18 protein-coding genes and 4 tRNA genes are annotated in these 17,500 nt (G+C 58.2%); 7 read left to right on the top strand and 15 right to left on the bottom strand.

What is annotated here, in order from left to right; all coding sequences use genetic code 11:
- Positions 1-3 precede the first annotated feature (3 nt).
- From ACX3YF_RS17710 to ACX3YF_RS17695, 4 genes are all read right to left on the bottom strand, one after another.
- A complete protein-coding gene (locus ACX3YF_RS17710; protein WP_090463605.1) occupies positions 4-981 on the bottom strand; it encodes an ABC transporter permease in 978 nt (325 codons plus the stop codon).
- Positions 978-2,531, bottom strand: a complete 1,554-nt coding sequence (locus ACX3YF_RS17705; RefSeq protein WP_130206951.1) for a sugar ABC transporter ATP-binding protein — start codon at positions 2,529-2,531, stop codon at positions 978-980. Before ACX3YF_RS17705 ends, ACX3YF_RS17710 begins: the two co-directional genes overlap by 4 nt.
- Positions 2,532-2,586: 55 nt before the next feature.
- Positions 2,587-3,543 (bottom strand): sugar ABC transporter substrate-binding protein, encoded by a 957-nt coding sequence (locus ACX3YF_RS17700; RefSeq protein ID WP_130206953.1) that lies wholly within the window; start codon positions 3,541-3,543, stop codon positions 2,587-2,589.
- A gap of 188 nt (positions 3,544-3,731) precedes the next feature.
- The gene (locus ACX3YF_RS17695; protein ID WP_458973993.1) at positions 3,732-4,190 is read right to left on the bottom strand and encodes a hypothetical protein; all 459 of its coding nucleotides are present in this window, start codon (positions 4,188-4,190) and stop codon (positions 3,732-3,734) included.
- 337 nt (positions 4,191-4,527) lie between these two features.
- Here ACX3YF_RS17695 and ACX3YF_RS17690 point away from each other — a divergent pair, with 337 nt between their 5' ends.
- From ACX3YF_RS17690 to ACX3YF_RS17680, 3 genes are all read left to right on the top strand, one after another.
- Entirely contained in the window at positions 4,528-5,616 is a 1,089-nt protein-coding gene (locus tag ACX3YF_RS17690) for an asparaginase (protein ID WP_047531181.1), read from the top strand.
- A 181-nt stretch (positions 5,617-5,797) separates the two neighbouring features.
- Positions 5,798-6,067 (top strand): DUF1654 domain-containing protein, encoded by a 270-nt coding sequence (locus ACX3YF_RS17685; RefSeq protein ID WP_052193599.1) that lies wholly within the window; start codon positions 5,798-5,800, stop codon positions 6,065-6,067.
- 4 nt (positions 6,068-6,071) lie between these two features.
- Positions 6,072-6,761, top strand: a complete 690-nt coding sequence (locus tag ACX3YF_RS17680) for an endonuclease (RefSeq protein ID WP_090463614.1) — start codon at positions 6,072-6,074, stop codon at positions 6,759-6,761.
- Positions 6,762-6,890: 129 nt separating this feature from the next.
- On the opposite strand, the gene ACX3YF_RS17675 is transcribed toward ACX3YF_RS17680, so the two are convergent.
- The gene (locus tag ACX3YF_RS17675; RefSeq protein WP_130206959.1) at positions 6,891-7,256 is read right to left on the bottom strand and encodes an SPOR domain-containing protein; all 366 of its coding nucleotides are present in this window, start codon (positions 7,254-7,256) and stop codon (positions 6,891-6,893) included.
- Positions 7,257-7,506: 250 nt separating this feature from the next.
- On the opposite strand from ACX3YF_RS17675, the gene csrA reads away from it, so the two are divergent.
- Positions 7,507-7,701, top strand: coding sequence for a carbon storage regulator CsrA (gene csrA / locus ACX3YF_RS17670; RefSeq protein WP_007938114.1), 195 nt, complete (start codon positions 7,507-7,509; stop codon positions 7,699-7,701).
- A 156-nt stretch (positions 7,702-7,857) separates the two neighbouring features.
- Here the strand turns inward: csrA and ACX3YF_RS17665 are convergent, their stop codons facing one another.
- Positions 7,858-8,313 (bottom strand): DUF2214 family protein, encoded by a 456-nt coding sequence (locus ACX3YF_RS17665; RefSeq protein WP_130206961.1) that lies wholly within the window; start codon positions 8,311-8,313, stop codon positions 7,858-7,860.
- 218 nt (positions 8,314-8,531) lie between these two features.
- Between ACX3YF_RS17665 and ACX3YF_RS17660 the strand changes: the two genes are divergently transcribed.
- Positions 8,532-9,284 carry a carbonic anhydrase gene (locus ACX3YF_RS17660; protein ID WP_130206963.1) on the top strand — a complete coding sequence of 251 codons (753 nt, stop codon included), beginning with the start codon at positions 8,532-8,534 and terminating at the stop codon, positions 9,282-9,284.
- 63 nt (positions 9,285-9,347) lie between these two features.
- Here ACX3YF_RS17660 and ACX3YF_RS17655 read toward each other — a convergent pair whose 3' ends face one another.
- Positions 9,348-9,551 carry a hypothetical protein gene (locus ACX3YF_RS17655; protein ID WP_130206965.1) on the bottom strand — a complete coding sequence of 68 codons (204 nt, stop codon included), beginning with the start codon at positions 9,549-9,551 and terminating at the stop codon, positions 9,348-9,350.
- A 437-nt stretch (positions 9,552-9,988) separates the two neighbouring features.
- Here ACX3YF_RS17655 and ACX3YF_RS17650 point away from each other — a divergent pair, with 437 nt between their 5' ends.
- Positions 9,989-10,243 (top strand): helix-hairpin-helix domain-containing protein, encoded by a 255-nt coding sequence (locus ACX3YF_RS17650; RefSeq protein WP_196585133.1) that lies wholly within the window; start codon positions 9,989-9,991, stop codon positions 10,241-10,243.
- Between the two features lie 306 nt (positions 10,244-10,549).
- On the opposite strand, the gene ACX3YF_RS17645 is transcribed toward ACX3YF_RS17650, so the two are convergent.
- Positions 10,550-10,626, bottom strand: a tRNA-Val gene (locus ACX3YF_RS17645).
- A 183-nt stretch (positions 10,627-10,809) separates the two neighbouring features.
- On the opposite strand from ACX3YF_RS17645, the gene ACX3YF_RS17640 reads away from it, so the two are divergent.
- Positions 10,810-12,093, top strand: coding sequence for an NAD(P)/FAD-dependent oxidoreductase (locus ACX3YF_RS17640; protein WP_448647162.1), 1,284 nt, complete (start codon positions 10,810-10,812; stop codon positions 12,091-12,093).
- Positions 12,094-12,679: 586 nt separating this feature from the next.
- On the opposite strand, the gene ACX3YF_RS17635 is transcribed toward ACX3YF_RS17640, so the two are convergent.
- The 7 genes from ACX3YF_RS17635 to ACX3YF_RS17605 all read right to left on the bottom strand — a co-directional run bounded on the left by ACX3YF_RS17635 (position 12,680) and on the right by ACX3YF_RS17605 (position 17,406).
- Positions 12,680-12,756: transfer RNA gene (locus ACX3YF_RS17635), tRNA-Asp, on the bottom strand.
- 92 nt (positions 12,757-12,848) lie between these two features.
- Positions 12,849-12,925, bottom strand: a tRNA-Asp gene (locus ACX3YF_RS17630).
- A 53-nt stretch (positions 12,926-12,978) separates the two neighbouring features.
- Positions 12,979-13,054: transfer RNA gene (locus tag ACX3YF_RS17625), tRNA-Val, on the bottom strand.
- Positions 13,055-13,239: 185 nt separating this feature from the next.
- Positions 13,240-14,001 (bottom strand): SDR family oxidoreductase, encoded by a 762-nt coding sequence (locus ACX3YF_RS17620; protein WP_189340397.1) that lies wholly within the window; start codon positions 13,999-14,001, stop codon positions 13,240-13,242.
- A 5-nt stretch (positions 14,002-14,006) separates the two neighbouring features.
- Positions 14,007-15,218, bottom strand: a complete 1,212-nt coding sequence (locus tag ACX3YF_RS17615) for an O-succinylhomoserine sulfhydrylase (RefSeq protein WP_090463659.1) — start codon at positions 15,216-15,218, stop codon at positions 14,007-14,009.
- Positions 15,219-15,298: 80 nt separating this feature from the next.
- Positions 15,299-16,804: an amidophosphoribosyltransferase gene (gene purF / locus ACX3YF_RS17610; RefSeq protein ID WP_047531226.1), complete on the bottom strand. Its 1,506-nt coding sequence runs from the start codon at positions 16,802-16,804 to the stop codon at positions 15,299-15,301.
- Between the two features lie 41 nt (positions 16,805-16,845).
- Positions 16,846-17,406, bottom strand: a complete 561-nt coding sequence (locus ACX3YF_RS17605; protein ID WP_047531228.1) for a CvpA family protein — start codon at positions 17,404-17,406, stop codon at positions 16,846-16,848.
- Positions 17,407-17,500: the final 94 nt, after the last annotated feature.

Below are 17,500 nucleotides of genomic sequence, written 5' to 3'. Positions count from 1 at the left end.
GACTCAGGCCCGCCGACTGGCGCGCTGACTGCGGTAGGTATCGAGCACCACCGCCACCACGATCACCGCGCCGGTGATGATGCGCTTGGTCGGTTCGGTCGCGCCGATCTGCGCCAGGCCGGCCGCCAGCACGGAAATGATCAACACACCAAAGAACGTGCTGATCACCGAACCACGGCCGCCCATCAGGCTGGTTCCGCCGATGACCACGGCCGCGATTACCTGCAGCTCAAGACCGGAACCCGCATTCGGATCCGCCGCCTCAAGACGCGAAATCTGGAACAGCGCCGCGATACCGGCCAACAGCCCCATCAGACTGAACACCAGGACCTTGTAGGGCTTGGGATTGATCCCCGCCAGACGAACCGCCTCCTCGTTGGTGCCGATACCGATCAGGTAGCGACCGAATACGGTACGGGTCAACACGGCCTGGGCGATGAAAATAATCAGCAAGGCAATGATGAAGGACGGCGAAATACCGAAGGCGATCGGGTTGGACAACCAGGCAAAGGCGTCACCGATATAGGCCGTGCGCGAACCGGTCATCTGATACGCCACACCGCGCGCCATCTCCAGCACGCCGAGTGACACGATGAACGACGGAATCCGCCACGCCACGGTAATGGAACCGGTGATGGTCCCGGCCAATGCGGCGGCCGCCATGCCGAGCAGCGCGGCGGGCAGGACACTCCAGCCCCAGCCCAATGTCGCCACGCTGACTGTCGACGCGGCCAGCGCCAGCACCGAACCGACCGACAGGTCGATGCCACCGATAATCAGCACGAACGTCATGCCGACCGCGAGGACCATCAAGTCCGGAATCTGGTTGGCCAGCGTGCTGAAGGTATCGTAAGAAAGAAAGTGGCTGCTCAGGAGCGAGAACAGGACCACCATCGCCAGCAAGGCACCGGCCAGGCCCAGGTAAGTGCCGAGACCGTAAAAATTGCCACTGCGTTTGCCGGCGGAAGATGCGGTTTTCATTGAAGATCCCTAGGCGCTGCTTCGGTGAGCAGCGCATCACGTTTTTGGTAGCCGGCAAAAGCGGCCGCAAGCAAGTCATCCTGGGTCCAGCTGTCGCGCTCGAACGTGTCGATCAGGCGCCCTGCCGACAGCACGCCGATGCGGTCGCAGATCAGCATCAGCTCGCGCAGATCGCTGGACACTACCACCAGCGCCTTGCCCTGCCGAGTCAGTTCGCCGAGCAAGGCGTAGATGTCGAACTTGGCGCCGACATCGATGCCACGGGTTGGCTCGTCGAACAGCAGCACCGAGCAATCGCGCTCCAGCCAACGGCCAATCACGACTTTCTGCTGGTTGCCGCCGGACAATTCGGACACCCGTTGTGCAGGGCCGGAACTGCGGATGTGCATGGCGTCGATTTGCCGCTGGGCCAGGGAAGACTCTTCGCCATTGTTGACGAAGCCGCCGCTGGAAATGCGGGGCATGTTGCCCAGCGCAATGTTGGCGCCGATCGATTGCGTCAACAGCAGGCCTTCACCCTTGCGATCTTCGGTGATCAGGGCGATGCCGTGACTGACCGCGTCCACCGGAGAGCGGATGCTGACTACCTGCGCCGGGGAGCCCAGGGCAACGGTGCCGCTGTCGGCGATATCGGCGCCAAAGATCAACCGCAGCAATTCGGTGCGCCCTGCCCCGATCAAACCGGAAATCCCGAAGATCTCACCGGCACGCACCTCAAAGGACACGTCGCGAACCTTGTCGGAGCGGGTCAGCCCCTTGACCGTCAGCGCCGGAGCGCCGATGGTGCGCGGCCCCATGTCGATGTGCTCGCCCAATTCACGGCCAACCATCAGGTTGACCAACTGTTCGCTGTTGTAATTGGCCATCGGCTCGACGCACACCAGGTTGCCGTCGCGCAGAACTGCAATGCGCTGCGCCACCCGGGCCAACTCTTCGAGGCGATGGGAGATGTAAATAATCGATACACCCCGGGCCTGCAGGCGTGTGATCTGCTCGAACAACATTTCGACTTCACGCGCCGTGAGCATCGCCGTGGGTTCGTCGAGGATCAGCACATGGCAATCACCGATCAGGTTGCGGGCGATCTCGACCATTTGCTGATGACCGATACCCAGCTCACCGACCGGCGTGTCCGGATCGATTGCGTCGAGACCGACCTGAGCCATGGCTTCAATGGCGGCCTTGCGCAGTTGCTTGCGGCTGATCCAGCCACCATTGTTCGGCAGATTGTCGAGAAACAGGTTTTCCGCCACCGACAGGGTCGGCAGCAGGTTGAGTTCCTGCATGACCATACGTATGCCCAGGTCTTCAGCCTGGGTCCGACTGCCAGGGCGATAATCCTGCCCCTGAAACTGCATCTGGCCGGTGGTGGGTGTGACCAAGCCACCAATGATCTTCGACAGCGTACTTTTACCGGCGCCGTTCTCACCGGTCAGCGCCAGCACTTCACCGCGCATGAGCGTCAGGTCGATGCCGGTCAGGACCGGTTGGGCGTAGGTCTTGCCGATACCGCTGACCGAGAGGACAGCGTTCGGGTCGCGAACGGACATAAAAACTCTCCATGCGCTCGCCCGGACGGGCGAGCACCTTTGTGTCGCCAAGGGCTTATTTGGTAACCAGCTCTACCGGGGTCTCGATCACGCCATTGGCGCCGATGTCGACTTTTTCACCCTTGATGATCTTGAGCGCAGTCTCGATGCCGAACACCGCTTGCTTGGCCGCAAACTGGTCGGCAGTGGCCAGGACCCGACCATCCTTGAGCATCGGCTTGATGGCGTTGATATTGTCGTACCCCACCACTTGCACCTGGCCGGCCTTGCCTGCGGCACGCACGGCAGACACCACACCCACGGCCATGCTGTCGTTGCCAGCCAGCAGGGCTTTCACTTGCGGGTACTCGCTCAGAATCGAAGCGGCGACTTTATTACCCTTGTCGATTTCCCAGTCGCCGGACTGTACGGACACAACCTTGACCTGCGCCGCTTCCATCGCGTCCTTGAAGCCTGCAGTACGAGCCTGGGCGTTAGTGGTGGTGGACACGCCTTCGATGATGCCGACTTCATCACCGGCCTTCAGCTGTTTGGCCAGGTACTCGCCGACCAGACGCGCACCTTTGCGGTTATCCGGCCCTACGAAGGGGACATTGATGTTCTTGCTTTTGACGACGGCTGGATCCAGCTGATTGTCGATGTTGATCACGGTAATACCCGCATCAACGGCTTTCTTGATTACCGGCACCATGGCTTTTGAGTCAGCGGGGGCGATGACCAGCGCATTGACTTTGGCCAGGATCATTTGCTCGACAATACGTGTCTGGCCGGCCGTATCCGTTTCGTCCTTGATGCCATTGGAAATCAAATCGAATTCATCGGAGTGGCCTTTCTGATAGGCCTTGGCGCCGTCTTCCATGGTCAGAAAGAATTCGTTGGCCAGGGATTTCATCACTAGCGCGACTTTTGGTTTTGCAGGCGTCTCGGCGAAGGCCGAAGAAACAGGCAGCGCGACGGATGCGGCAGCCAGCATAGCGACAGCGAGAAGGCGTCCAGCGAATGGCAGCTTCATGGGTTCACTCCGATCTTATGATTATTTTGAGCAATGCTTGCGCTGGCGTTTGGCTTTATGGCACCCGGCGATGGATTTAACTCATCGATGACGCCGCGCAAACGTTTGCGTAGATCGGACTATGCGAACCCTGCTGACATTTGTCAACGACCACGACGCGCTGAATAGCGCGACAGCCGGCATTCACCTCAGACCGTTGTATTGACTACCGATCCAGTGCTGCTGCCCTTGGCCATTTCTTTGATCAAGCTGGCGCTGACTTCCAGGAGGGCGCTGTTGGTTTCAGCGATCTGCCCTTGAATGCCTGACACGATGGCTATCTTGGTTTCCGGCGTGGGGTAGCTCGCTGCCTGAGCTGCCGCCAGTGTTTGCTGCTGCTCGCGCAACTGTTGCTGCAGCTCTTTCAGACGCTTGAGCAAGACTTTCACGGCGACACTGGTGTTATCGTCGGCTTCGGACTTCTGAGTGTCTGCGCTTTTGTCCAAACCAACAGGACCGGTCCTGACTTGTTTGTCGTCATCCCCCTTCGTGCCTAGCGCTTGAGCAGCGGCATCGGCCGTCGCATCACTCAGTGCACGAAGCGTCGTGGCTGACTGTCCACCAATGATGATGCCCGCCGCGTTTGGAATACCTACAGATAACGACATGTGAACTCCTGAAATAAAATCCGTTGAAAGAGCATCGACCTGAAGGCGAGTTTCTTTAGCAATGATTCACATTTGTGAAACTGGGAGAGTTCAACAAGGCTGTCGGAGAGCCGAACACGGAAGCTGTAAAAAATCGGAAAACCGGACACGCAACGGCCATCCCGCGCCGACAGATCGTTTAATTCATTAAACAAATCAGACAGTTAAGCCATTTTCCCCACTCAAAGAGTGTCTGGTACAGATCCTGCTCTTGATCCGACACCCCAGGCGTTCAGATTCGTTTGGGGCACATCTAGATGAACTTGCATCTGCACCGTCACCCCTAGAGAGAAAAATAATGACATCTGCTTTCAAGACCTTTGTGCCGGGCGCCTTGGCCCTCCTTCTGCTTTTGCCGACCGCTCTTCAGGCAAAAGAAGCTGAAACCCAACAAAAACTGGCAAACGTGGTCATTCTGGCCACTGGTGGCACCATCGCCGGCGCGGGCGCCAGCGCCGCCAACAGCGCGACCTACCAAGCGGCAAAAGTCGGAATCGACAAATTGATCGCCGGCGTACCCGAACTGAGTCAAGTGGCCAACGTTCGCGGCGAGCAGGTCATGCAAATCGCCTCCGAGAGCATCACCAACGAGAACCTGCTGCAATTGGGCCGTCGCGTGGCCGAATTGGCCGACAGCAATGACGTCGATGGCATCGTGATCACCCACGGCACCGACACCCTGGAAGAAACCGCCTACTTCCTGAACCTGGTGGAAAAAACCGATAAGCCGATCATCGTCGTCGGTTCCATGCGCCCGGGCACCGCGATGTCCGCCGACGGCATGCTGAACCTGTACAACGCCGTGGCCGTGGCCAGCAGTAAAGATGCGCGGGGCAAAGGCGTCCTGGTGACCATGAACGATGAAATCCAGTCGGGTCGCGACGTCAGCAAAATGATCAACATCAAGACCGAGGCGTTTAAAAGCCCTTGGGGGCCGCTCGGCATGGTGGTCGAAGGTAAATCCTACTGGTTCCGCCTGCCGGCCAAGCGCCACACCATGGACTCGGAATTCGACATCAAGACCATCAAGAGCTTGCCCGATGTTGAAATCGCCTACTCCTACGGCAACGTGAGCGACACCGCCTACAAGGCACTGGCTCAGTCAGGCGCCAAAGCCATCATCCACGCCGGCACCGGCAATGGTTCGGTCTCTTCGCGCGTGGTTCCAGCCCTGCAGGCTCTGCGCAAGGACGGCGTTCAGATCATTCGCTCGTCCCACGTCAACGCCGGTGGATTCGTCCTGCGTAACGCCGAACAGCCTGACGACAAATACGACTGGGTCGTGGCACATGACCTGAACCCGCAAAAAGCCCGCATCCTGGCCATGGTCGCCCTGACCAAAACCAACGACAGCAAAGAACTGCAACGGATGTTCTGGGAATACTGATTCGTCCTCGCCTGACCGGTTCCGGTCGGGCACTGCTTCACCACTCGCCGATGTTTGGCGAGTGGCTCACACCTCTCCTGACAAAAAACGCCCAGCGCCCTACACCAAACCGAAAAAAATGCTGTCAGAGGATTTTCTTGAATTTTAAGCAGTTGCGAAATTGCCTACAGTTAAATACTGTATGCACGTACAGCTTAATAAGGATAATTCTGTGGACACCACCTCCGCCTCACATGACGCCTATGTACGCATGGGTCTGCGCGTTCAGAAAATCATCAACTCCCCGACTGCCCAAAAAGCCAAGGCCGCACTGATCTTCCGTCTTCCCGATGAGCCGGTGGATGAGTGGGAGCGCCTGCTTGAAGAAATTGACGAGAACGACAACGTGACCCTCGCCTATCGCGACGATGGCGGCGTGCAGATTTTTTGGGTAGTGCCGAAGGAAGACTGAGTCAATGAGTGTCCGCTGTTTTGCTTTGCTGTTGCTGCTGTTCGCCATGGGAGCCCAGGCGGACGCACCACGCACCTTCAACGAAGCCAAGAAAGTTGCCTGGAAGCTGTACGCCCCACAGTCCACCGAATTTTATTGCGGCTGCAAATACACCGGTAACCGGGTGAATCTTTCGGCCTGCGGTTATGTGCCGCGTAAAAATGCCAAACGCGCGGCGCGCATCGAGTGGGAACACATTGTTCCAGCCTGGCAAATCGGCCACCAGCGCCAGTGCTGGCAGGAGGGAGGCCGCAAGAATTGCACGCGCTACGATCCGACCTATCAGAAGGCCGAGGCGGACTTGCATAACCTGGTGCCGAGCATCGGGGAGGTGAATGGCGATCGCAGCAACTTCAGTTTCGGCTGGCTGCCGGAACAGCCTGGCCAATATGGCTCGTGCCTGACCCAAATCGATTTCAAGGCAAAGAAAGTCATGCCGCGCCCCTCCATTCGCGGCATGATCGCCCGGACTTATTTCTACATGAGCAAACAGTACGGCTTGCGCTTGTCGAAACAGGATCGGCAACTGTACGAAGCCTGGGACAAAACCTATCCGGTCCAGGCCTGGGAACGTCAGCGTAATCAGAGCGTGGCGTGCGTGATGGGGCGCGGTAACGAATTTGTCGGGCCGGTAGACATGAAAGCCTGCGGTTAAGCGCTTTGCGAAACGAACAAGGCCTCGGGTTCAACACCCGAGGCCTTGTCATTTTCAGACCGCCGAAAAACGAGTCACTGTGGACATCCTCCAGGAGGCACCACCGGACATCACCCGTAAAATGGATCGTTACTGAGCTGTCGGACGCTCAAGGAGCAGCACTTCAACATTCTGTTTCTTCGCACGGACGATGGCCGCGTTCACCTCGGCCTGTTTAGCCTCGGCTTCGGCTTTCGAACTGTAAGGGCCCATCAGAATGCGGACCTTGCCGTTCTCCTTGACGACACTGGACATGAAACTGTGTTCGATCAACCAGCCGCTGAGGTCGCTGACAGCCTGAGGCGTTTCACCTCGAACCTCGAGATCCCATTGAGGACCCGAGGCCTGCACTGGAGCAGCGGCCGTTGCCGGCACAGGCTTAGGTGGTTCAACGCGCTTGCCCTCACCGCATCCCGCCAGCGCCAGCACTGCCATAACCAAGACCATTTTGCGCACAGCGTTTCCCTCTGAATGCCTAAAACGGCGATTTTATCATTCATGAATACTTCTCGAGTGCCGCAAAATGGGCTTAAAACAACGAGAATGATGGATGCGGCCTCTGTATAGTTACGCCTTGGGAATTAATGCTGCATCTGCACGTCAGAAAGAGGCACCCAAACTTTGAGACTTCGCACTAATCTATACATACCACCGACCTCTGCACTGTCCGAATCAGGTGCCCCACAAAGCAATCAAGGAGAAGACCATGCTGATACTCACCCGCAAAGTCGGTGAAAGCATAAACATTGGTGATGACATTACGATCACCATCCTGGGCGTAAGCGGCCAGCAAGTCAGGATCGGCATCAACGCTCCAAAAGACGTTGCGGTGCATCGCGAAGAAATTTACCAGCGCATTCAGGCCGGTCTGACCGCCCCCGACAAACCGCAAACCCCCTGAACCCTGCGCCGTCAGTAGCCAGCCCGTTCGCTCCGGAACGACGGCTGGCTAAAGATTCAGGTGTCACCACAAACTCCGCTCAGTCGCTGATCTGGCTGATTCAGGCCAAGTCGCAGGCCAGGACGGCCAGATATTCTCGCCGCCCCCCCCCAACGCTCAACCATAGACCACCCCCCGCGCCATGCCCGTGGCCGCCACGATTATCAGCAATACCAGCAGCGCTTCGATGTGACTGGCCCTGGCAAACAGCTTCGCACGCCCGGTGTCGATTGCGGTGCCGCGCGCCAGCGCGATCCGCCATTTGATCAGCGTGATCATCGGCGCAATTTCCAGCAGCAGGATGATCACAAACAACGCCATCTTGAGGTGGAACAACGGTTGGTGCAGATAGTAGTCCGTGCCTTTCTCGTAGCCACCAAAGGCTCGCATCCCGCCGCTAACCAGTAAAATCAGGGCCGAAATCCCCCACAGGTTATCGGCAAGCAATACACTGCGCACCTCCCCCGTACCAGCCATCAAGCGCCGAAATGCCGTGCCACGGGCCAGGACCGCCGAAAATGCCAGCGCAACGGCCAATAGGTGAACTACTGCTAGGATCCAGTGAATCAGCATCGAGAAACTCCTGTCGGGACGAAGTTGAAACAGCCTGTCAGTAGTAGCCCATGAATCGATGGATTGCGCCGCCTTGCAAACTCTCGACATTCGCCCCCCCTTGGAGAACGCGGCGCCCCGGACCGACTAGACTCCAACACGCTGGCACTTGCAGGCTCCTGCAGCCACCACCCCCAACAGCAGTCACTCCCACCGTGTTGACCTGAGTACACAAAATCATGTGTGAATCATGTGATTCAAACTCTGCTCCACCCACAAATGATCGTCGCCGTTTTCTTCGGCTTGCCGGACTGGGAGCAGGCGCCCTGCTTCTCGCCGGCGCACTGCCCAACCGAATCATCCAGGCAGCCGAAAAAACATCCGCCCCTCCAAAACCACAAAATGCGATCAACCCTGACGAGGCACTGCAAAGGCTGATCCAGGGAAATGAACGGTACGTGAGCGGTAATTCAAAGACCCACGACTTCAAGGACGAGCGCGAAGCACTGGTTTCCGGCCAGAATCCCTTCGTGGCAGTACTGAGTTGCTCTGACTCGCGCATCGCACCCGAATACGCATTTGATACCGCGCGAGGTGATCTTTTCGCCATACGCGTTGCCGGTAACTTCGTTACCGACGAAGGACTGGCAAGCATTGAATACGGCGTCGCCGTGCTCGGTGCACCACTGATTCTCGTACTGGGACACGAAAGTTGCGGCGCCATCGAAGCCGGCATAAAAGCCGTCAAAGACCACACCGTATTCCCTGGGCATATTCCGAAACTGACTGACGCACTCAAGTCATCTGTCGAGGCCGTTCTCAAACAACCTGGGGACCTGGTGGAAAATGCGACCGTGCAAAATGTCAAAAACTCGGTCGAACGCCTCAAGAAGGCCACGCCCCTGCTGACTGATGCGCTGAGCAAAGGCAAATTGAAAATAGTGGGCGGCATCTATCGCCTGGCGACCGGAAAAGTCGAGCTGATCGCCTGAGCCGAAAAGCCATTCATGGCAGGCCGTAGAAAAAACGAGCCCAGCGCGATGGCTGGGCTCTGTTCACTTTCTGTTTTCCATCATTTTGTCGGCAAGCGCCTTGGCCCTTTCGATCAACATATTCTGTCTGTCTTCGTGAGTAGCGCCAGTGGTGCCGCCGACGACCGGAGCGGTCAGGTTACTTTCGGCAATCAAGGCAGCGCAGAAATATTGATCCCAGACGAGCTTGTCGCTGGATGCCTGTTTGTTTGTAGGGTCGCAGATCATGGGAGACTCCTCGTGGGGAGGTAGCAGGGCTCATTTTACGCCTGAATTGCGGCGTTAGAGGATCCACCTCAACAGAACACGAGAGGCAATCCACGGGGACGCCTGAACCACCACCCATTGGAGCAAGAGGCAAATGGACAAGTAAGCCGCAAAAAAACGAATCATCGCTCGTCGCCCCATCAACTTGCCCTCCCGCTTAATTTCGCGAAACAAACGTGGGTGGTCTGTTTTAGTTGGATGCAATTCAACGATTACAGTTCAATGTGGCTGGAACTGATTTTTATTCAGTTTTACATCAATGCTTAAGGCATGAGGACCAGTCTGCGCGACGACGGTGACATCTACCGGTTTTTGCATTATTTGTTCAGCAGCCTGCCGACTTTACCCACAGCGTTGGGCCAACTTAATAGGGCTCACTGATCAAAAGGACTTCACGGATGCCATTTTCACTGGAAGAAAGAACCGCTCTTTTAGCGCTCAAGGGGGTAGGCCCGGCTGTCATTGCCCGGCTTGAACAGATGGGGATCGAATCGCTTGCCGATCTCGGCACATCGAATGTTGGTGACATCCTGGCCCAGGCATCCGCAGCGTCAGGCTCAACATGCTGGAAAAATAGCCCTCAAGCCCGGGCTGCCATTACGGCGGCAGTCGAGCTTGCGAAAGGCTCAAAGCTGCCCTCTTCAGTTCGCTGACCTCACCTGCAACCATATTGAAGAAAAGCAAAGACGCAGGCGTCATAACCGATCACGCCGTCTTTCTAGGCCGTGGTCGTCATGACGATCATCCACTGGACTGATCTCGCAACTCCTGCAATGGCCCCCAGGACCCACCAGGCGACGTTCTGTGGGTACGCAATACCAAGAGCCAAACAGCGTTCATGAACGTGAAAGCCCACCTGAAGATGTAGCGCGGTGGTCGTTTTCCCAAACACCAGACAACAAAAAAGGACCCACCTTTCGGTGGGCCCTTCTAGACCGCCCAGCAGAGCGGATTTTGTTTGGTAGGCGCGATTGGACTCGAACCAACGACCCCCACCATGTCAAGGTGGTGCTCTAACCAACTGAGCTACGTGCCTGCTGTGAGGCGGCATTCTACGGAATTCCGGAGGGGTGTCAACACCTTTTTTCGAGCTAACCCTATGAATATGCAAAATATTTAATTTTGCTGCTGCAAAGAAGATTTTCCGGTGGCTGGCGGTCGTTTTTTAACTCGGGTAGGATCAACACACTCGTAAAATATATTAAACAGAGGCTGCAGGATGGCGCACACCCCCTACCCAGAGTCCTACTACGCCGCGTCGGCCAATGCGACCCCGCCACGTCCGGCGTTGCAGGATGACGTTGAGACTGATGTCTGTGTGATCGGCGCCGGCTATACCGGGTTGTCCTCGGCTCTGTTTCTGCTGGAGAACGGCTTTCGGGTTACGGTGCTTGAAGCGGCCAAGGTCGGTTTCGGCGCGTCGGGGCGCAACGGCGGCCAGATCGTTAACAGCTACAGCCGCGATATCGACGTGATTGAGCGCAGTGTCGGCCCCAAGCAAGCCCAGCTGCTGGGGCAAATGGCGTTCGAAGGTGGGCGGATCATTCGTGAGCGAGTGGCCAAGTACAATATCCAGTGCGACTTGAAGGACGGTGGCGTGTTCGCTGCCATCACCGCCAAGCAGATGGGCCATCTGGAATCCCAGAAGCGCTTGTGGGAGCGCTTCGGGCACACGCAGCTTGAGTTGATGGATCAACGGCGCATCCGTGAAGTCGTGGACTGCGATCAGTACGTCGGCGGCATGCTCGACATGAGCGGCGGGCACATTCATCCGCTTAACCTGGCGCTGGGCGAAGCGGCTGCGGTCGAGTCGCTGGGCGGCACGATCTACGAGCAATCGCCGGCAGTGCGCATCGAACGCGGCACGAACCCGGTGGTGCACACGCCGCAGGGCAAGGTCCGGGCCAAATTCATCATCGTGGCGGGCAACGCCTACCTGGGCAATCTCGTACCGGAGCTGGCCGCCAAGTCGATGCCGTGCGGCACACAGGTCATTACGACCGAACCCTTGAGCGATGCATTGGCGAAAAGCCTGCTGCCTCAGGATTACTGCGTCGAGGACTGCAACTACCTGCTCGACTACTACCGCCTCAGCGGTGACAAGCGCCTGATTTTCGGCGGCGGCGTGGTGTATGGCGCTCGCGACCCGGCGAACATAGAAGCCATCATTCGACCCAAAATGCTCAAGGCCTTCCCGCAACTCAAGGACGTGAAGATCGATTACGCCTGGACCGGCAATTTCCTGCTGACCCTGTCCCGCCTGCCTCAGGTCGGTCGGTTGGGCGACAACATCTATTATTCCCAGGGTTGCAGCGGCCACGGCGTGACCTACACGCACCTGGCGGGCAAGGTCCTGGCCGAGGCGTTGCGCGGCCAGGCGGAGCGCTTCGACGCCTTTGCCGACCTGCCGCACTACCCCTTCCCTGGCGGTCAATTGCTGCGCACACCCTTTGCGGCCTTGGGCGCCTGGTATTACGGATTGCGGGACAAGTTCGGGTACTGATCGTCAGATACGAAAAGGGCCGCTTGATGCGGCCCTTCTTTTAACAGCGCGTCAAAGTCGATCCCGTGCAATTCCACTGCGAATCCGCAAGATACCAGCCCGCCCTGAAGGAACGAACGCCGGGATATTTCACGGTTGGACATGGATCATCCTCTGGGCGGTTATGGGGTCCGCCCTTCTGGTTATGTACTGGAAATCTCGAGTCTTGCAGAAGCCCTTCCTTGACGCTGCAAAGGGCTGTAGTGGTAGCGCAAAGCTGACCGAAAGGTTAAGTTTATAGGCTTATGCGCTCGCGGCAAATAACCAGATACAAAAAACTGACCAAAGAATCAAAAAGCTGCGGCTTTGCACCGCAGCAGACCACTGGTCTAACTGACATCCACTCTCCCTGTTGGAGCGAGCCCGCTCGCTCCAACAGGGATTTGTGCCGGATAAAGGGATGCAGCCAGGAGGGAAACAGGAGAAAGGTCAAATTTCAGACACAAAAAACCCCGGCCTTTCGACCAGGGTCTTTGCTATCGACTCGAAGTAGCGCAGTTGGCTTTCTTCGTAGCTCCAAGGCGTTCAGTGGGCCTCGGTGCAGATATGGCGCAGCGGACGGGACTCGAACCCGCGACCCCCGGCGTGACAGGCCGGTATTCTAACCGACTGAACTACCGCTGCGTATCGCTTTGAGCTTGCGCTCAAGTAACTCGTCTGATTGAAAACTCAGTAGCTTTTCAATCTCGAACCAGATGAATCTGACTCGGAAAATATGGCGCAGCGGACGGGACTCGAACCCGCGACCCCCGGCGTGACAGGCCGGTATTCTAACCGACTGAACTACCGCTGCGCGTCGGTGGAGGCATTTCAGCTTCCATCTTGCTTTCGCAAGACTCTCGGGAGTGGTGGGTGATGACGGGATCGAACCGCCGACATTCTGCTTGTAAGGCAGACGCTCTCCCAGCTGAGCTAATCACCCGTTTGCATCTCCGAGGCCGCGAAATTTACGCAGGTAGCGAACCTAAGTCAATAGCAGGATTGAAGTTTTTTTCAAAAACAGCTTTTAGCGACGAGCTTCAAGCTGCAAGAGAAGAGCGGAGCTGCGTAAGCAGGACAGACTCGGGCGGCCTTAACTGGCAGCTTGAAGCGCGAGACCTGCAGCGGCTACTCGTAAACCATCTTCTTGGTCATGCCGCCGTCGACCACGAACTCCTGGCCTGTCACGAAACCGGCGTTCTTCGACAACAGCCACGCGACCATCGCCGCCACGTCCTCGACCGTCCCTACCCGGCCTGCCGGATGCTGTGCATGATCGGCATCGGTCAGTGGCTCGGCGCGTCGCACCGAAGGGTCTCGCGCATCGATCCAGCCGGGGCTGACCGCATTGACGCGAATCTCCGGGCCAAGACTGATCGCCAATGCATGAGTCAAGGCCAGCAAACCGCCCTTGCTCGCTGCGTAAGCCTCAGTATCGGGTTCCGATTGCCCGGCGCGGGTCGAGGCCAGATTGACGATCGCCCCGCTGTGAGCACGCAAGTAAGGCGCGCAGTGCTTGGCCAACAACATCGGCCCACTGAGATTCACCGCCAGTACCCGATTCCAGTACGCCAGGTCGAGACTTTCCAGGGTGATGTTATGCGGATCGGCTACCGCCGCATTGCACACCAACGCATCCAGACGCCCAAACTGCCCCAACACCTCGGCGACACCCAGCGCCACCTGCCCTTCGTTCGACACGTCCATGGCGATGAACCAGGCGTTTTCGCCAAGGACCTTCGCCACTTTCGAACCGCGCACCCGATCCACGTCCGTCAGCACGACCTGCCAGCCTTCGCTGATCAGCCAGGCGGCAATACCCAGGCCGATGCCCCGCGCGGCACCGGTAACCAGTGCAACGCGGCCATTGGAGCCGGCTGGCGCGGACATTTCGATCACAAGGCAGCCAACCCGCGCGCCAAGTCGGCTTGCAGGTCAGCCACGTCTTCCAGCCCCACCGCGACGCGGATCAGGCTGTCACGAATGCCCGCGGCTTCACGCTCTTGCGGCGCCAGACGCCCGTGAGAGGTGGTGCTCGGGTGGGTGATGGTGGTTTTGCTGTCGCCCAGGTTGGCGGTGATCGAGATCAGGCGGGTCGCGTCGATAAAGCGCCAGGCGCCCTCTTTGCCACCCTTGACCTCGAAACTCACCACTGCACCGAAGCCCTTCTGCTGACGCTGGGCCAACTCGTGCTGCGGATGACTCTTGAGCCCGGCGTAATGGACTTTTTCGACGCCGTCCTGCTGCTCCAGCCACTCGGCCAGTTGCTGGGCGTTGGCGCAATGCGCCTTCATCCGCAGATTCAGGGTTTCCAGGCCCTTGAGGAAGATCCAGGCGTTGAACGGGCTGAGGGTCGGCCCGGCGGTACGCAGGAAACCGACCACTTCTTTCATCTGCTCGCTGCGACCGGCCACGACACCGCCCATGCAACGACCCTGGCCGTCGATGAACTTGGTTGCCGAGTGCACGACGACGTCCGCCCCCAATTTCAACGGCTGTTGCAATGCCGGGGTGCAGAAGCAGTTGTCGACCACCAGCATCGCGCCTTTGGCGTGAGCGATTTTCGCCAGCTCGGCAATATCCACCAGCTCGGCCAACGGGTTGGACGGCGACTCGACGAACAGCAATTTGGTATTGGCCTTGATCGCCGCATCCCAGCCGGACAGATCCGCCAGGGGGACGTAATCGACTTCGACGCCGAAGCGCTTGAAGTATTTTTCGAACAGACTGATGGTCGAGCCAAACACGCTGCGCGATACCAGCACGTGATCGCCAGCACTGCACAGGCTCATCACCACCGCCATGATCGCGGCCATGCCGGTCGCGGTAGCCACGGCCTGCTCGGCACCTTCCAGCGCGGCAATGCGCTCTTCGAAAGCGCGAACGGTCGGGTTGGTGTAGCGCGAATAAACGTTGCCCGGCACCTCCCCGGCAAAACGTGCGGCCGCGTCGGCGGCAGTGCGGAATACGTAGCTGGAAGTGAAGAACATCGGATCACCGTGTTCGCCTTCCGGCGTACGGTGCTGACCGGCACGTACGGCCAGGGTATCGAACGCTACGCCTTCGAGGTCGCTGTCCAACCGACCGGCATCCCAATCCTGACTCATGCTGTCACTCCTTGCCCCGTTCTTGAAAAATAAGAATTCGTTGGTAGATACAAAACCGGCCCCTAGGGGCCGGTAATGACTCAGTTGTTATACAGATCGATGATCGCACTGACCGCCTGCGTCTTGACCTTGGAGGCATCGTTACGTGCCTGCTCGATCTTGTTCAGGTAGGCCTCGTCGACGTCGCCGGTCACGTACTGGCCGTCGAACACTGCACAATCGAACTTCTCGATCTTGATCTTGCCGCCACCGACCGCTTCGATCAAATCAGGCAGGTCCTGATAGATCAGCCAATCGGCACCGATCAGATCGGCCACGTCCTGGGTCGAACGGTTGTGGGCGATCAGTTCGTGGGCGCTCGGCATGTCGATGCCGTAGACGTTCGGGAAACGCACGGCCGGCGCTGCGGAGCAGAAATAGACATTCTTGGCGCCCGCTTCACGCGCCATCTGGATGATCTGCTTGCAAGTGGTGCCGCGCACGATGGAGTCATCCACCAGCATCACGTTCTTGCCGCGGAATTCCAGCTCGATGGCGTTGAGCTTCTGGCGTACGGATTTTTTCCGCGCGGCCTGGCCCGGCATGATGAAGGTGCGGCCGATATAACGGTTCTTCACGAAGCCTTCGCGGAACTTCACGCCCAGGTGGTTCGCCAGCTCCAGAGCAGCCGTGCGACTGGTGTCCGGGATCGGGATGACCACGTCGATGTCGTGCTCGGGACGCTCACGAAGAATCTTCTCGGCGAGCTTCTCGCCCATGCGCAGACGGGCCTTGTAGACCGACACGCCGTCGATGATCGAGTCCGGACGGGCCAGGTAGACGTGTTCGAAGATGCACGGGGTCAGGGACGGGTTGGTCGCGCACTGACGGGTGTGCAGCTTGCCGTCTTCAGTGATGTAGACCGCTTCGCCCGGTGCCAGATCGCGAATCAGGGTGAAACCGAGTACGTCCAGGGAAACGCTTTCGGAGGCGATCATGTATTCGACGCCCTCGTCAGTGTGACGCTGGCCGAACACGATCGGACGGATGCCGTGCGGGTCGCGGAAACCGACGATGCCGTAGCCGGTCACCATCGCCACGACGGCGTAACCACCGACGCAACGGTTGTGCACGTCAGTCACGGCGGCGAATACGTCTTCTTCGGTTGGCTGCAACTTGCCGCGCTGGGCCAGTTCGTGCGCGAACACGTTGAGCAGCACTTCCGAATCGGAACTGGTGTTGACGTGGCGCAGGTCAGATTCGTAAATCTCCTTGGCCAGTTGTTCAACGTTGGTCAGGTTGCCGTTGTGCGCCAAGGTGATGCCGTAAGGCGAGTTGACGTAAAACGGCTGAGCTTCGGCCGAGGTCGAGCTGCCCGCAGTCGGGTAGCGCACATGGCCAATGCCCATGTGACCGACCAGACGCTGCATGTGACGCTGATGAAACACGTCACGCACCAGACCGTTGTCCTTGCGCAGGAATAACCGGCCTTCATGGCTGGTCACGATACCGGCAGCGTCCTGGCCGCGGTGCTGGAGGACGGTTAGCGCGTCATACAGCGCCTGATTGACGTTCGACTTACCGACGATACCGACGATGCCACACATGCGACGCAACCCCTACTTAATGGATCTGAACTGAACACAACTCACTGAGGCGTTTTCGCCGTCGGCAAGAGGTGCTCCTTGAACGGTATTTCAGCGGGTACGCTGATACCGCTGGCAAGCCACTGACTGCTCCACCCGAGAATCAGGTTTTTGGACCAGTCTGCGACCAATAAAAACTTTGGCACGAGTTGGGACTCTTTCCACCACCCGTCCTGCTGTACCGGCCCCAGGCTCAACAGCCCGACCGCCACGACCACCAGCAACACGCCACGCGCGGCACCGAAGGCCATGCCGAGGAATCGATCGGTCCCGGAAAGCCCGGTGACGCGTACCAACTCGCCGATAAGATAATTGATCATTGCGCCTACGATTAACGTGGCGACAAACATGATGGCACAGCCCGTGATCACACGGGCCGACGGCGTTTCGATGTATCCGGCGAGGTACTCGGACAATGCGCCACCGAACATCCAGGCAACGACTCCTGCGATGATCCAGGTCACCAGCGATAGCGCTTCCTTGACGAAGCCGCGGCTCAGACTGATCAATGCGGAGATGGCGATGATTGCAACGATCGCCCAGTCAACCCAGGTAAATGGCACAGTGCAGCCTACAGACGGATGAGGCGGCGCATTTTAGCAGAGCCCATGCTTATCGGTAAGCTGCGATTGTCAGTGCATTTCAAATCGGGGCGAT

Source organism: Pseudomonas fluorescens group sp. PF-69 (assembly GCF_054481235.1).
Note: the sequence above shows the minus strand (reverse complement) of the source record. Positions and strands in the feature narration are given on the sequence as shown.